This is a genomic window from Amycolatopsis sp. NPDC102389 (genome assembly GCF_044765885.1).
GTDB lineage: Bacteria > Actinomycetota > Actinomycetes > Mycobacteriales > Pseudonocardiaceae > Amycolatopsis.
Genome location: NZ_JBIWKX010000104.1, coordinates 1 through 14,662, shown reverse-complemented (window position 1 = coordinate 14,662; position 14,662 = coordinate 1). Strand labels below are relative to the sequence as shown.

General features: G+C 65.2%; 12 protein-coding genes and 3 pseudogenes. 3 read left to right on the top strand and 12 right to left on the bottom strand.

Going from position 1 to position 14,662, the window contains the following annotated elements; genetic code table 11:
- Positions 1-108 precede the first annotated feature (108 nt).
- Positions 109-979: pseudogene (locus ACIRGA_RS39820) on the bottom strand (IS5 family transposase).
- Between the two features lie 84 nt (positions 980-1,063).
- Positions 1,064-2,032, bottom strand: coding sequence for a hypothetical protein (locus ACIRGA_RS39815; protein WP_400952304.1), 969 nt, complete (start codon positions 2,030-2,032; stop codon positions 1,064-1,066).
- A gap of 58 nt (positions 2,033-2,090) precedes the next feature.
- On the opposite strand from ACIRGA_RS39815, the gene ACIRGA_RS39810 reads away from it, so the two are divergent.
- Positions 2,091-3,011, top strand: a complete 921-nt coding sequence (locus ACIRGA_RS39810; protein ID WP_400952301.1) for a TIR domain-containing protein — start codon at positions 2,091-2,093, stop codon at positions 3,009-3,011.
- Between the two features lie 21 nt (positions 3,012-3,032).
- Here ACIRGA_RS39810 and ACIRGA_RS39805 read toward each other — a convergent pair whose 3' ends face one another.
- From ACIRGA_RS39805 to ACIRGA_RS39795, 3 genes and pseudogenes are all read right to left on the bottom strand, one after another.
- Entirely contained in the window at positions 3,033-3,230 is a 198-nt protein-coding gene (locus ACIRGA_RS39805; protein ID WP_400952298.1) for a hypothetical protein, read from the bottom strand.
- 121 nt (positions 3,231-3,351) lie between these two features.
- Positions 3,352-3,456, bottom strand: a pseudogene (locus ACIRGA_RS39800) (hypothetical protein); the annotation flags it as partial.
- Positions 3,457-3,542: 86 nt separating this feature from the next.
- Entirely contained in the window at positions 3,543-5,201 is a 1,659-nt protein-coding gene (locus ACIRGA_RS39795) for a TIGR04141 family sporadically distributed protein (RefSeq protein ID WP_400952296.1), read from the bottom strand.
- A gap of 969 nt (positions 5,202-6,170) precedes the next feature.
- On the opposite strand from ACIRGA_RS39795, the pseudogene ACIRGA_RS39790 reads away from it, so the two are divergent.
- A pseudogene (locus ACIRGA_RS39790) lies at positions 6,171-6,823 on the top strand (DUF2637 domain-containing protein).
- Between the two features lie 1,035 nt (positions 6,824-7,858).
- Positions 7,859-8,578, top strand: a complete 720-nt coding sequence (locus ACIRGA_RS39785; RefSeq protein WP_400952293.1) for a hypothetical protein — start codon at positions 7,859-7,861, stop codon at positions 8,576-8,578.
- Between the two features lie 13 nt (positions 8,579-8,591).
- Here the strand turns inward: ACIRGA_RS39785 and ACIRGA_RS39780 are convergent, their stop codons facing one another.
- The 7 genes from ACIRGA_RS39780 to ACIRGA_RS39750 form a co-directional block, all read right to left on the bottom strand.
- Positions 8,592-9,137: a hypothetical protein gene (locus ACIRGA_RS39780; protein ID WP_400952290.1), complete on the bottom strand. Its 546-nt coding sequence runs from the start codon at positions 9,135-9,137 to the stop codon at positions 8,592-8,594.
- Positions 9,138-9,181: 44 nt separating this feature from the next.
- Complete coding sequence (locus ACIRGA_RS39775; protein WP_400952286.1) at positions 9,182-9,697, bottom strand: hypothetical protein; 516 nt, start codon at positions 9,695-9,697, stop codon at positions 9,182-9,184.
- A 10-nt stretch (positions 9,698-9,707) separates the two neighbouring features.
- A complete protein-coding gene (locus tag ACIRGA_RS39770; protein ID WP_400952283.1) occupies positions 9,708-10,406 on the bottom strand; it encodes a hypothetical protein in 699 nt (232 codons plus the stop codon).
- Between the two features lie 263 nt (positions 10,407-10,669).
- A complete protein-coding gene (locus ACIRGA_RS39765) occupies positions 10,670-11,575 on the bottom strand; it encodes a polyketide synthase (protein WP_400952281.1) in 906 nt (301 codons plus the stop codon).
- 735 nt (positions 11,576-12,310) lie between these two features.
- Positions 12,311-12,667, bottom strand: a complete 357-nt coding sequence (locus tag ACIRGA_RS39760) for a hypothetical protein (protein ID WP_400952279.1) — start codon at positions 12,665-12,667, stop codon at positions 12,311-12,313.
- 69 nt (positions 12,668-12,736) lie between these two features.
- Entirely contained in the window at positions 12,737-13,057 is a 321-nt protein-coding gene (locus ACIRGA_RS39755; RefSeq protein ID WP_400952276.1) for a hypothetical protein, read from the bottom strand.
- Positions 13,058-13,443: 386 nt separating this feature from the next.
- Positions 13,444-14,662, bottom strand: a 1,219-nt coding sequence (locus ACIRGA_RS39750; RefSeq protein WP_400952273.1) for an AMP-binding protein, incomplete at its 5' end; no start/stop codon positions are given.

Genomic DNA, 14,662 nt, shown 5'->3' with positions numbered 1-14,662 from the left:
TCCCTCTGTCGCAAGAGGAATGATCAACCAAGGGCTTCACCCATGATCAACCAGGGTGCCACCCCACCGCTCAGACGTTAAAACTCAAGCTAGGCGCTGTCCTGTAAGTCATCGAAGCCAGAGGACGATCGCGGCGATGGTGAGTTCGGCCTGGTAGTAGGCGGCGCGTTTGGCGTAGCGGGTGGCCAGGTCGCGGAATTGTTTGAGCCGGTTGAAGCACCGTTCAACCACATTGCGCTGCTTGTAGACCTCTGTGTCGAAGGCCGGTGGTCGCCCGCCGCGGGAGCCTTTGGCGACGCGGCGGGCGATCTGGTCATCGCGTTCCGGACTGACAAACGTGATCTGCCGGTCCCGCATCGCCTGGCGGGTCGAGGGATGCGAGTACGCCTTGTCCGCGATCACCGTCTCCGGCCGGCACCGCGGACGCCCCGGTCCGATGCGGGCGACACTGATGTCGTCCAGCAGCGGAATCAGCTGCGGATTGTCCCCGGCTTGACCAGGGGTGAGCAGGAACCGCATCGGCAAACCCCGTCCGTCGACGGCGAGATGGATCTTGGTGCTCAGCCCGCCGCGGGACCGCCCGAGTCCTTCCCCGTCGAGGGCGAGGGCTTCGATTCCGTTGCTGCATCCCCTTTTTTCCGGGCTCCAGCGGAGTGCTGGTGCGCCCGGACCACACTCGAGTCGACCGAAATGATCCATTCGAGGTCGCCGACGGCGTCGTCTTTGACGATCACCCGGTCGAGAATCCGATCCCAGGTTCCGTCTTTGGTCCACAACCGCAGCCGTTCGTGCGCTGTCTTCCAGGGCCCGTAGCGATCAGGCAGGTCGCGCCAGGGCGCGCCGGTGCGCAGTTTCCACAGGATCGCGTTGATCACCTGCCGGTGATCCCGCCACCGGCGGGATCACCGCCTTGCCGCGGCGGCAGCAGCGGCTCGATCACCGCCCATGCCCTGTCCGTCAACTCACCGCGACCAACCACGCCCGCAATCCAACCGGACCGCAGCTAGATCACTTACAGGACACGCCCTAGCCACGAGAGGCGGTTCCGCGGCGCGCGATCTCCCTATTTCCGGAGGACGCCAACGAGGAGCGCGACGGTGGAAACCAGGACGCTGAACCACGATCCGAGCGGATAGAGGAAGTCCTTCACGACCTCCCACCGGTGATGCTTGTGCATGGGGTCCAAGAACAAGTTGTCAGCCTCGGCGACGTCCTGGCTCTCGGCCCCGATTCGCCCCGGAAGCACGCTGTAATACGCGCGCAGAGCGGGGGTCAGGTCCGCACGCCTCAGGGCGATCAAGCCAGCGAAGTCGTGAAGGAAATGACGATAATACCGCAGACAAGTCCGGTAGCCACCATTTGGGCCGGCGGAAATGATCTCCAGGTCTATCAACGGACGAGAAAGTCTTAGTGCGCGATCCGAGATCCCAGGCGGGGTACTCCAACGCCGTCGCCCCATACGAAGGGCGCGAAAGAGTGCCTGGGCGGCTCCCCCAGCATAGCCCGCGCTCCGGACGACCTCCTCATCACCATGATTCAAGAAGTCACGATTTGCTTCGATCTCCGCCTTGTGCATGAGCCTGAAGAAACGATTTCGCGGACCACCCTCCAGATAGGATGTGATCCGCCAGGCGAGAACCGCACCAAAGAACACCGCAACGTAAAAGGCCGAAGCCAGAACAGCCTCGCCGCCGGTACGCGGATGTCCGAACCTGTCGAGCCACCTGAACAGAGCACCCACGTTCACGATCCCGAACAAGATCAGCATCACGACGAGTGCCGTGCCGGCGAACATCTTCCTGCTCTGCATGCGAATCTCATACCAACGCAGATGGTACGAGTATCTCCTCTCGTCCCACATGTCCGTGCCGTCCAACACCACGAGCAGCCGACGCAGGTTTTCCTCGTCGAACTTCGGCCATTTCGCCAGCAGACCGGGCCTCCGGTACAGCTCCTCCCTGCCATAGAAGGTCTCCGGTTTCCCAAAGAATTCACCGCTACCCGGCTGACCTATTTCCTCGACCGACACCATGACTGCATGGTACTTTCCATCATGGTGTCGATCTTCTCCGCACGGGTACACTGGCGAGATGAGCGTTCCGACCTACGATATCGCCGTTTCCTTCGCCGGCGAGCAACGGGACTACGTCGCCGAGTTCGTCGAGGCGTGCAAAAGCCGGGGCGTCTCGGTCTTCTATGACCGCGATCTCACCAACGACTGGTGGGGCAAGAACTTCATCCGCGAGCAGCGGAAGGTCTACGGCAAGAGCACCCGCTACTTCGTGCCCTTCATATCCACCGAATATCTGGCCAAGCCGATTCCACAGGACGAGTTCTCGGCCGCCATGATGACCGCGGTGAGCCAGGGTGACGGCTACGTCCTGCCCGTCCTCTGCGGCAGCGTCGAGGTCCCGGCCGATCTCCTGCACCCGCATATTCACTACCTGAAGGCGGATGACCACACGCCCGAGCAACTCGCGGCGGCCGTGGTGCAACGCTTCGGAACAGGCACCCCACAGGCCGCCTGCGACGTCGGCGAGGTCGTGCAAGAAGCGCTTGAGTTCCGCATGCCGAAGGTCGTACCGCAGAACTTCAGTACCTACCGGGAACTGGATGCCACCTACGATTACCTGTCCGAACAGTTACAAGCCGCCGTTCATCAGCTGGAATCAAAGGGCTTCGCGGGAACCGTGCGCCGGACCGAGGCTAAGATCGCCGTCCGCATCGAGCACCAGGGCGAGACGATCTACGCACTCGATATCGAGAAAGGAGGTCCATTCAGCGACACCAGCCTGAACTTCGTGATCGGTGGCAGCCACATGGGCTCCGAAGGCCGTTCGAGCAATGGCCACGCCACGCCGTACTTCGACCGCGAGGCACAGATACCCAAGCTGAAGATGATGGACTTTTCCGTCTTCGAGTCCTTCGGCCGCAGTCATCTAGTCTACACCAAGCAGGAATTCTTTTCCGCGCCCTGGGACCGCATAGTGGACCAGCTGGAACAGCGTTAGCGACCGATTCTCACGGATGATTTAGGCATCCGTGACGGCATCTTGGTCGTAGTACTTCACTTCGCCGGTATCCGGAAAGAGGATACCGAGGCAGTAGATGGAGCCTGCCGGGCCTCCGGAGCCGATGTTCTTTCCCTGATCGAGGACAATACCGATGTCCTCTCGGTCTCGAACCCTGACTCTGCGTGGCTTCTCTGGATCATCTCCCACGAACCGCATGGTTCCCTCCGCCTGCCGACGTGACGGTCGACATACGATCCTATCTCCTGGAGACGTTGGGGGCATGCCGACTTACGGCGGACGTCCTCAAGCCGGGCGGCATCACTCCGGACGCCGGGCATCATGGCCACCCAGTCGGCACCCAGCGACGGCTACCTGAAAGAACCACGGTGGCGCCGTTGTCTTCAGTGAAGGCGTCGATGGCCCAGGCCGTCACCACTCCGAGGGGTGGCCAGGGCCGCGATCAGCAGACGCGGCATCCCGGCTCGGGCATGCGGCGGCCCGCACTTGCCCGAGCCGGGTCAGGGAAGATCACGCCGCTTCGGCGCGCATCCTCTTCGCGGTCTCCTTGTCGACATACGGGATTTCGGCGAACTGCAACTTCGTCCCGAGGAAGCGGGCTTCGCCCTGGAGGCGAAGCAGCCCGATCTGCGACAACGTGAAGAGCTTCTCGACGGTCCACGGGCGACCGGCGATGGCCAGAACCAGTGCCGACGGCGCCTTGAGTTCACGTCCAGGCTCGGCGAGCCGCACCTTGGCACGCAACTGCTCCAGGGCCTCCGGCTCCATCCGCAGCGACCACGCGGCGCTACCGGCCTGGACGCAGAGATGGCTCGCCGCGGTGGCCCGCAGCAGCCACTTGACGTGGATCAACTCGTCGGCCGGGCCCAGGACGTCGCCCAGTTCGAGCCGGTGGTTGAACGGAGTGTTCGCGAGATCCCGGTCCAAGCACACGTATCCCGGCTTCGTAGCGACCAGCTCGCAGTAGCGATGCTCGTCGTCCTGCAACGCGGTCGGCACCCACGTCGGCAGATCCAGGTCCACCCGGTTCGTCAGCAGATCCGCCACCTGGCCCCGGATCTGCTCGACGAATCGCTCCCCGATCCGGAACCACGCGCCCTGATGGAAGCAGTAGACACTGTGGTCGATCTCGGTCTCGAACGAGATCCACTTCCGCAAAGGGATGGGCCCGCGGAGCGGCTGCTCGCCCTCAATGTCGTCGCACGGCGTCACCGTCGCGTCCCGCAGCATCTTCATCCGCAGCTGCGGAGCCACTGCGGAAAGCCGGCTGACGATCGTGTCGAGACCGTCGTCATGGGTGAATACGACAGGACTCCGCCCCGCCCGGCGGAGCTTGAAGGACTCCGCCGCTTCCGCCTCCTTGACAACGCTCTGCGGCCAGGCGAAACCGATCAGCCCGGCGTCGCGATCGCCGCCCAGGGCCGCCGCCAACCGCTTCTCGAGTTCGGGTTCCAGTTCGTGGTTCTTCCCGAGTGTCCGCACCTGCGCCCAGAATCGGAGCGCGGAATGCTCGTCGGGCTCGTCGACGATCCTCGTCAGGGCCGCCAGATCCCGGGTGAAGGCGACGGGCGAACTCGGCATCGGCAGGTTCAGCGAACGCGCGGCCCGGATCTGGTGCCTCCGCCGCGTCTCCCTGCCGTAGGTCAGATCGCTGAGATCGGCCGAACCGGAAACCCGCGTCACCATCTCGCCGTAGGGCTCAAGACCGAAGGCGCCGAGTTCGCCGCCGCCCGGGAACGAGGTCTGGATCAACCTGGCGGTCGCGTCCAGCGCGGCGCGGGCCACCGACCCGAGACGCTCGGCGTCGAGCCGCCGGATCGCGAACGACAGCCCGAACGACTGGTCGATGAGGTCGTCGTCGAGCAGCAGGTGCCCACCACCGAAGGTCAGGGCGAACGTCCAGTCCCCGACCGGGAGCAGAAGGACGGCCCAGGGCTGCCGTCCCGGCAGGTCGTCAAAGGAGACAGCGGTCAGGGATTCGAGCTGTTCGGCCCACACCGGACGGTCCGACTCGCGCGTCCCGACGACAAGATGGCCGCGAAGTTCGTCGATGGTCACGGGGCCTTCGAAGACGACGTCCTCGACTACCTGACCGAGATACTCCGTCAGCGCGCGACCGCCTTCGAGACGATAAACGCTGACGGGCTTGCAAGTGGTGCTCACAGGCATGAATTAGGTCCTTTTTGGACATCACCGGTGAACGCCGCGGAAAACTGGGACTGGCGCGACCGGCGCGACAGGCCCTAGGCTCACGGCGTTCCCTGGTTGAGCGACTGGGAAGTGGTTCATATTCAGTTGGGACAGCTACGCGGCCTCCTGGTGCAACAGGGGGCCGCGTTCCTTTACAGGGGTAACACGTGGTTCGGATCAGCATGCGCCACGACACGTTGCGTACTCGCAAGTAGTTCGCGCCAAGCGTCAAACGGTCCACACGACACGGTGAACGGCGACACGCCGTACGGTTCCGCCGATCGGTGGTTCACAGGACTTCGGTTTTACCAAGCGTGCGCAGGCACGGTCGGTGGATCACTCTTTGTAGCGATCCTGGCCGACAGGCAGGAGATGCGACATCCCTTCCGAGCCCCGGACGAGCACGCGGTCTCGTGGTATCTCGGGGCACACGGCGACGACCACCTGCTCGAGTCGAATCGCCCGCTTCTGCAACCCTATCCGCCCGCACCGGGGGTCCACCCCCAATCACTTCCCGATTGCGCGGCCGCGATGGCTTGGCTGCAACCCGAGCACACCGTTCTCCTGGCCGCTCAGCACGCGGCGGTGGCCCTCGACCTCCACCACACAGTCTGGTATCGGCCCAGGCTCTCAACACTTTCCAACCTCTCGCGAGGACACCGGCGCGACGCACTCTCCGCGTGGCAGGCTGCGCTGGTCGCCTCTGCCCACCTTCCCAACCCGGTTCTCGGTGTCCGCGCGCGCAGGAACCTCGGTCGCACGTGCTTCCGGATGCGCCTGCACGAAGAGGCGTCCGCACATCTGGTCCCTCGACCTAGCGGTGCGCCAGTACAACCCCGCCGACGAGGTACGAGCAGCATCCACCCAGACTGAAAAGCGTCCTGACCTGCTGATTTCCACGATTGTCGAGCTGCCACGCCGCGGCCGCCGCCGTTCGGGAGGCGCCACGTGAGCGCCCTCTCCCTTCGTATCCGATGCGCCTGCACCGCTCTGGTCGCCCTCGGCGCCGCCTACGCCTCCTACATCCAGGGACGCCAATTCGCCCTCCGCTTCGGCGCCGACACCATGACCGCCCCCATCTGGCCCCTCATCGTCGACGGCCTTCTCACCACGGCGACCGTCGAACTGTGGAACCGAACCGCGACGGCTCGAGCCGGTGGACGGCCTGGGCCGCCTTCCTCTTCGGTATCTCGCTGTCGCTCTGCGCGAACATCGGCTCGGCGCCGGTGACCAGCGCACTCGGTGTCGCCGTCGCGGCTTGTCCACCCCTTGCCCTACTGCTGGCCGTCGAACTCCTCAACCGTGCCCTCAAACGCCACCGCGTCGAACCTGCCGCCCCAAAACCAGAGGTGCCCGCTCCGGTCAAAGCCCCATCTGCGGCACCCGCCCCGCTCCCCAAGCTGACCGCCGAGCAGCTGATGCGAGCCCACTACGAGCGCGAGCGTGCCCAGGGCCGGACGCCTTCCGGCGCAGAACTGGACCGCGTCGCCGGAACCCACAACTACGGCCGCCGCATCCTCCGGAAATGGCGCGAAGAAGGTGTCCATCTAACCGCACACCCGGCCGAGACCCCGGCGGGCACCGCTCCTGGCCGCCGCTGAGGGCCGAGCAGGCGCACGGGCAAAGGCAAAAAAGGAGGGGAGCGGCCCTTTCGGGCGGCTCCCCTTGCCTAAGACTCTGGGTGGTGCTGTGCCAGGATAGCACCCCATGTCTGCATCCGCGCCAGTTCGGTCCTCGGTGAAATTGGTCACCGATCCCTACGCCAGCCATGTACTCGCCCGCTTGCTGGACTTCTTCCGCGAGACTACTCCCTGGCCTCGCCGGCTGTGGGAGGCGAGCAACATCCTGGCGCTGGAAGAAGCGATCGAATGCGGTGACTGGACGCGACGCCGGGTGCTGTCCTCGGGGGCGGTCTCCTGGTACCTGCACGAACTGGAACGGCAGCTCGGCCCGGATCGCGGGCTGGGCGACACCCGGCTTCGCAGGGAACTCACCACTCTCCTCAGATCGAAGTTGCCAACCGACGGCCGCGAACGCCGCCGCCTGATCCAGCTCATGCCTGCCATCAGACAAGGCTATCTCGAGCGCTGGGCCGCGAGCGTCGACAGCGCCAAGCCGCCCTCTCCCGAACGGCTGGCCCGGACCGTCGCGACGTACTTGCTCGACTGCGGTCACAGCTCTGGGTACCTCAATCGCTGGGCAGCTGGGTTCCGCAATCGTCCGGACGCCACACTCGAAGACCTGCTTCAGGACGCGCGTCGCCTGGCCGAACAGCAGGATCGCGAGTACGAGGTCCTCGTCCCGTTCGTCTCCGTGCCGGATCACGCGAACCTCGCCTCGCACCTGGACGAATGGCTGCCCCCTCCCGTGGCCGCGCAGTGGTTCGCCGATAACGGGTTCGACAAGCCGCCGCGGCACAACGGCGCGTTCGTCTACCACTTCACCGTCAAAGACCCCGTCGCGGCGGCACGGGCAGCCGGCGCCTTGGTACGCCGTCTGGAAGCACGCCGGTCCTACGCACGCGGCTCGGCCTACCGGCACCATGGGAGTCGCAGCGGCTCCAGCCAGTCGGCCAAGTGTGGATCAAAGGCCATCCGAAACCTGTGCCTCTCATCCCACCGAACCGCGGTGTCAGCGTGCTCTCGCTGGAGAGCGAGCGGACCATGTACGCGGTCAACCACAGTGGCCGCCTCGACGAGGCACTCGAGCTGGCTGCCCCACTCGACGACGGCTCGACAGCGACGGCCGCGGCGGGTGGCTGGGCCGCGGTCGAATCCCGCCTGTATCACCCCGGCGACGAGCAGGACGTGACCGAAGGCCGCGCTGTCGTCGCGGACCGGCTGGCCGCGATCGTGGCCTGCTCCTGGCCGCGAGCGGAACTCACCGCCTTGTCCTACCGGCATGCCCCGGCAACCGCGGACGACCTCTGCCGGCGCCTTGACGACTGCGGTACCAACGTGGAGCGCTGCGAAGTGATCGTCGAGGCACTCGCCAAGGGATCGAGCATCCCACTGGCCCTCACGTCGCCCCACGAGGTCGCCGCCGCTCAGCGGATGAAGGCCCTGCTCGCCAACCAAGCAGAGCAGCTGCGCGACGTCAGCATGACGATGCGCGGCGTTTTCCGCCGGCTTTACCGGCAACGCAACATCGTCGTCCACGGTGGTAGCACCGAAGCCATCGCTCTCGACTCGGCCCTCCGCGCGTCCGCCCCACTCATCGGAGCCGCACTGGACCGGCTCGTCCACGCTCAATTGATCGACAACGAGGATCCGCTCAGTCTGGCCGCACGAGCGGAGAACTCCCTGTCCCTGGTAGGAGACCCGATGGGACCGAAGATCACCCGGCTTCTCGGTTAGCCGCGGCCGAGGCTCATCTGGTGGCGAGCGCGACAGCGGCAACAAGCGCGGAGAGGGTCGCGGCCATAGCGCTCACGGCCGCGGCCGAATTGGCCGTGTTACCCCAGAACCGGCCGAAGAGCTCACCCCATTTACTGGCCCGGAACGCCATCTTTATTTTCTGCCATTTGTGCTCACGCAGGGAGCACCCCAGCAGCAGACCGGAAGAGTTTCGGCGGCAACCGTTTCCGTCGCGCGTCGTCGCCATACACCAGGACGGCGCGGCGAAGAGCATGTAGAGCAAGGTCAGCGACGAAGCGATCAGAATGAACGCGGCGCTCATGTTCCCCGATGCCCAGCCGTACACGATGACCGGCAAGAGAACATACCCGAAATACCGGCCGATGAATCCTGACTTACTTTTCCGTTTCCTCCCCATGTATTCCATGTTAATGCGGTTTTCGCGACATGGAAGCGCCTGATTGTGTGCGCCGAGAGCGGATTTGGTCACCGCGGAGCAAAACACAACAGTAGGATTGGTTCCGTCGCACAGGACCACCGGCCCGAGCGGGCTAGTCACCGACACGCACAGTGGTGCCTGCCCGGAAGATCCCTGACGAGACGTCACGGACCATTGCGGTAACCGCGCAGGATCATGGCGAACCGCTCCTTGAGGTCGTGCTCGGCTTTGAGCCCGGGCAGTACTCCGAGGTCATAGGCCCGCTCCCTGCCTTGGAGCAGGTGCATCACCGATTTGTTGACGACCGTCGCCGCCAGGATGGTCGTGGCCTTGCGCGACATTTTGGAGTCGAGACCGAGGAATTGCCGCCCCATGCCGAGGGATAGTGGTCTGGTGTAGTACTTGCCCTCGACCACGATCACTGCGCCGGTGCTGTTCGGGTCGATGTGAAGCCTCCGGCAGCGATCGGCCACGTCCTGGCGGAGCACCAGGACATCCGCCTCGTGGGCCACCTTGCTCGTCCCTATCACGGCGACACCGGTGTGTACTTCGAGCGGGCTCTTGGCCGTCCCCGGGTGGCTCAGCACCGCGTGGGTGAAGTCACCCGTCGGCAGCCGTCCGGGACCTCGACGCAGCCGGAACTCGCTCGTCGGCCCTCCGTCGCTCTGCCGGAAGTCCACGGTGTAGCCCTCAGCGCCGGCAGCACGAAGAACCAGCGAGAACAGGTAGGCTTCGTACAGATCGTTTCCGGCTGTGGTGTGGGAGCCGGCCGCGTCCAGAGCCGCAGGCAACGCTGCGGGCAGCGAGGCTTTGAGCCTGTCCAGTAGTCGCCGCTCCGTACTGGGCCCCGGAGCTTGTCCCTGGCTCGTCATCGTGTTCTCGCCAACAGGAGGGACTGTCGTCGTCACGATCGTATGGCGAGAGCCACTCCCCTCGCGGCAATTCCGTGACCGCTCGCAATTCGTGGAGGACGCCGGCCACTTCGGCCACGGAAGGGGTGGCGGCTGCCATCTGCTCCGAAAGCGTCCACGATTCCACGCTCGCTCCCCGCAGTTCGGCTTCCGGTGGGCTGTCGAAGATGATGGTGGCACCGAGATTGGCCACCACGGCACGCTCCATCTCGGCCGTGCCCACTGTCGCGACCTCGATCAGGTCGAGCAGCAGCTCGAGCCTGGAGCGGACGTCCAAGGGTCTCACGAAGACATCATTTTTCGACAGGCGGTCCTTGGGACGACGGGGAGTGAGGTCGAGCTGCGACACCTCATTCGAGGTCAAGGTCTTGCCCTCGGCCGCGATGACCCGCTCCTGGACAACCACGAAGCCGAATCCCGCGTCTTCGACCAGCTGTTCCAGCTCCGCCAACATCCGTGCGTGGTATTCCTCGTCCATCGATTTCGCCCCCCGCCTCCAGACGCTTCGAGCATAGGGCGCTGAGGCTACCGGTGCAGCAGCGGCCACAGGACGATCACGACAATGGCCGCCAGGGCGAGGACTGCGGTCACCTCCAGCAGCAATCCGCCGAACAGCTTCCTGGCCCGGATCCGGTTCACCTTCCTGAGCCCGGCCGGCAGCCGGGCTTACCGCCGATACTCCTTCCGAGCACTGTCGGTGTCCACAATGGACCGTTCACTCGACTCGGCGACGAGGCAGTTCTACGGCGACCGCGGGTCGCCTCTCGCCGCGGAGATCACCTCGGTCTGGGCACTGGGGCTGGGCGCCGTCAGCCCGGTGGTTCGCGAGGCGTCCTGGTTGGTCGCACTGCCCCGGATCACAGCGCGCACACAGTCGCCGTCCCGAAGCGCGTCGGCGAGGCGTTTGACCAGGACAAAGCCGCCACCTTCGCCGGGGGTGAAGCCATCGGCTTCCGCATCGAACGGCAGGCGCCGGCCAACGGAGGAAAGCAGGCCGAGTCCGTCGACGTCGGTGCTGCGTTGCGCCGAATCACCCAAGGCGAGTTCATAGCCACCGACCAGCGCCGCGTCACACTCACCACGAGCGAGTTTCCACCAGGCCTCGTGCAGAGCGACCAAAAACGACGAACAGGCGGTGTCGATGACCTCGGCCGTCCCTCTGAGGTCCAGGTGAAAGGCGATCCGGCCCGCCAGGTAGGCGTGCAAGCTGCCGGTCTCCGCGAGGGCGGTCCGCTGATCGCCCCGGGACAGCAGGTCGAACGGACTCGCCCGCGGCCCGCCGTAATCGGCCGACAACACAGCGACGTTGGCGCCCGCCCATTCCGCGGGGGCGTACCCGGCGTCGCCGATCGCCCGCACGGCGAGCTGGAGCATCCGTCTCTGCCGTGGGTCGATCAACTCGGCCTCGGCCCGGGACAGGCCGAAGTATCGGTAGTCGAACCCGGTGATGTCATCGATCCAGCCTGCGTCGCGCTCACCCGTGGAGCGCGCCACACCGGTACTCTCGGCGCGCGCGTCCGGTATCTGACGCATCACGTCCCGGCCCGCACGGAGCAGTTCTGTCAGGCTCTCCCAGTCATCGCAACCTGGGAATTCGAAGGCCACCCCGACGAGGGCGACCGCCGCGGACTCTACTGTATCGACCATCGTCGATTCCCCACCATTTGATCAGCACAAGGGATGGCCAGAAAGGCAACGGCGGACTAACATTTCGACCTTTCCGCCATAGCGACCACTACTTGAAAGAGTCACAATTTCAAGAGCTGAGACCCCGCCTCTTCCGTCTCGGTATCCGAAAGATTTTTCAAGGTAAATTCCGAGTCGGAGCTAAAGGTTGTGACCTGGCGGGTCAAGCGATGTTTTCACCCCTTGGAACAGCACCTTCGCCAACCGAAGGTGGGCGACCTTGACCTGTGGATCCTCGCCGGTTCGGCGTATCGGATGACGAGACCTCGATCAGTCCAGCAAGGACGAACCGCAGGTCAGCGTGTGCTCTCCGGTCGCCCCGGCGTCGTTACAGGCCAGGCCGGCAGGTTGTGCCATCAGGCAACATGGTTGCCCTGAAGTACCAGCATCCTGACGCTTGTACCACGACATGTTCGGCTCTCCTGCGACAACTCGGTACGGCCGGCGTCACCGGCTTCGACGTCGTCGTGGCACCGGCGGCGGGCGCGGTGGTATTCGGCTTCGAACTCGCTTGCCAGGCAGCGGTGCCGTTCCTGTACTCCGAACGCGTCGAAGGCAGGCAGCAGCTTCGACGGGGGCGAACTGGTACCGGGGCAACGTGTCCTGGTCGTTGAGGTCTTCGATCGCATCGATCTCCGAGCCGCTTCTACGCGACTACGAGCGCCGTCACGGGATGACGGCGAACGCCCTGGACGATTACGACGCCAAAGCGCTGCGCGGCCTGGCCTGGCAGCGCAGTTGCTCGCAGCCGACCCGGCTTGGCTCATCGACCGCGCCCTGCGTCATCCACGCCCGCTCATCGTGATCGGGCCGCGCTGTTCGGCGGATCTCCACCGCCTGGTCGATCTGGGAGCGGTGTTCGTCGAGGTCGACGCCGACCCTCGTATCCGGCGCACGCGCATCGGATCCGAGCGTTTCCCGAGTGCCGACGAGGACCCGTTCGACAAGGAGCCGGCCACGTTCGCCGCTGTGCGGCTGCGCGTCGACAACAACGGGACGCTCGAGACACTTCGTTCCCACGTGGATCAGGTCGCCGGTCTGATCGAGCCTCACCGGTCTTCCGGCGGAGGCGTTCGCGGACGTCGCGCGGCTGATGGACCGTTTGCTGGATCCGCTGGGAGACTACCCCTGGAACCGGGAACAAAGCCTCACCAGCGTGAACGGATCGCCGACGAGCGAGCCGCACAGCAGCAATACCATCTGCTCCCGCAGACCGGCACCGGTCCGCTGGGCGGCTGTCCAGCCCGCGGAGGTGGGTGGAAGATCGGATCCAATGGGCAGGCCGGAGACCGAGAAGATATCGGACTCGGTCACCCGTGATTCGACGAGAAAGCGTCTGAGACGCGGTGGCAGATTCTCCGAAGCCACCCGAACTTCGTCCAAATGACCGACCAGGTCTCCATCGCTCATCGCGCCCAGCGTGCGATCGGCGAGACTTGCCACTTCGGAAGACTCCGCCGCGGTCAGCGAAAGTCGACGAACCCCCTCAGCGGTCGTCGTTCGAGCCGCAGTTCGAAAATTCTCCGGTGTAGTGAGCGTTGACATTCGCAGCTCACTCCTAGCCTGCCCCAAGGAAGGAATCTTCTCTCCGGTTTCATTGCCGGGTCCGGCCAACGAAGCGTAGGGGCGCGAGCCGAAACGAAGGTCGGCTCTTTGTCTCAAAAGTCAGCCGGTCTGACCTCGCGCACCCTCGAACGTGTGGGGCTGGGACTGCTCGATTTTCGGTGATTTCGGCCAAACGACCCACGACCCCGCCTAACAGGTTGAAACTCAAGCTGGAGCCTGTTGCGAAATCCAGGTCCGTCGTGACGAACCTGGATTCACCGCGGTCAAAGTGTCCCTTCCTCCATCGCTTCGCTAAGCGCCGCCCGAGCCGAGACGGCACGGGCCAAGCCTTCGACGGTCGGCGCCGCGTAAAGGGCCGAGAGCGACAACGTGAAGCCGAGCCGGGTACGCAGCGCCGCGATGAGCCTGGTCGCCCGAAGACTGTCCCCACCGAGAGTGAAGAAGTTCTGATCGCGTCCGACGTGGTCGCGGCCGAGCAGATCCGCCCAGATATCCGCGATCGTCGTCTCCACCGCACCAACAGGTGCGGCTGAACCGGTCTGTTCCGTCGGCTGGACGACCGTGGCGATCGAGGCCCGGTCGACCTTGCCGTTGGCGGTGAGCGGCAGGCTCTCCAGCACCACGACCGCGTCCGGAAGCATGTGGACGGGCAGCAGCGTCGCTATATGGGACCGGATCGGTTCGATCGAAGTCCTCGCCACCACGGCGGCGGCGAGCCGCCGGTCGGCGGTCACGACGACGGCCGCGCGGGCGACACCAGGAGCGGATTCGAGGGCTGCTTCGATCTCGCCGAGTTCGATGCGGTGCCCCCGGATCTTCACCTGCTGGTCGGCTCGCCCGAGGAACTCCAGTGTGCCGTCCGGCCAGTAGCGGCCGAGGTCTCCCGTTCGGTACCAGCGATCGTGCGGCGAGTGTTCGACGAAGCGGGCCGCGGTCTGCTCGGGTGCGCCACGGTAGCCCTGTGCCACGCCCTCACCACCGATCCAGAGCTCGCCGGTGACCCAGTCCGGGCAATCCCGGCCGAGATCGTCCACGACGCGGAATCGCTGGTTGCGCAGCGGAGTGCCGTACGGGATGGAGATCCAGGCGGGATCCACCCGCGAGACCTCGGTGAAGTTCGACCAGATCGCCGCTTCCGTCGCCCCGCCGAGGGCCAGGAACCTGCACTCCGGAGCGCGCTCGGCCAGCCGGCCCGGTAGATCGAGACCGACCCAGTCGCCGGAGAGCAGGACGATCCGCAACGGCAGTCGCTCCGCACCGGCGACCAGGAGCATGTCGAGCAGCGCGGGAACGGTGTTCCAGATCGTGACTCCGTGCGTGGTGACCAGGTCGTGCCACCGGTGCGCGTCGCGGCGGCCGTCCTCGGTGATGGTGACGACGGCGGCTCCGACCGACAGCGGGCCGAAGATGTCGTACACCGACAGGTCGAAGTCCAGTGCGGACACGGCAAGCAGCCGGTCTTCGGGCCCGACGGCGAACCGC

Bases quoted from the DNA above. Each gene is read 5' to 3' on its own strand.
- ACIRGA_RS39810 (WP_400952301.1), top strand. From the start codon at position 2,091: ATGAGCGTTCCGACCTACGATATCGCCGTTTCCTTCGCCGGCGAGCAA.
- ACIRGA_RS39795 (WP_400952296.1), bottom strand. From the start codon at position 5,201: ATGCCTGTGAGCACCACTTGCAAGCCCGTCAGCGTTTATCGTCTCGAA.
- ACIRGA_RS39770 (WP_400952283.1), bottom strand. From the start codon at position 10,406: ATGGACGAGGAATACCACGCACGGATGTTGGCGGAGCTGGAACAGCTG.
- ACIRGA_RS39805 (WP_400952298.1), bottom strand. From the start codon at position 3,230: ATGCGGTTCGTGGGAGATGATCCAGAGAAGCCACGCAGAGTCAGGGTT.
- ACIRGA_RS39765 (WP_400952281.1), bottom strand. From the start codon at position 11,575: ATGGTCGATACAGTAGAGTCCGCGGCGGTCGCCCTCGTCGGGGTGGCC.
- ACIRGA_RS39815 (WP_400952304.1), bottom strand. From the start codon at position 2,032: ATGGTGTCGGTCGAGGAAATAGGTCAGCCGGGTAGCGGTGAATTCTTT.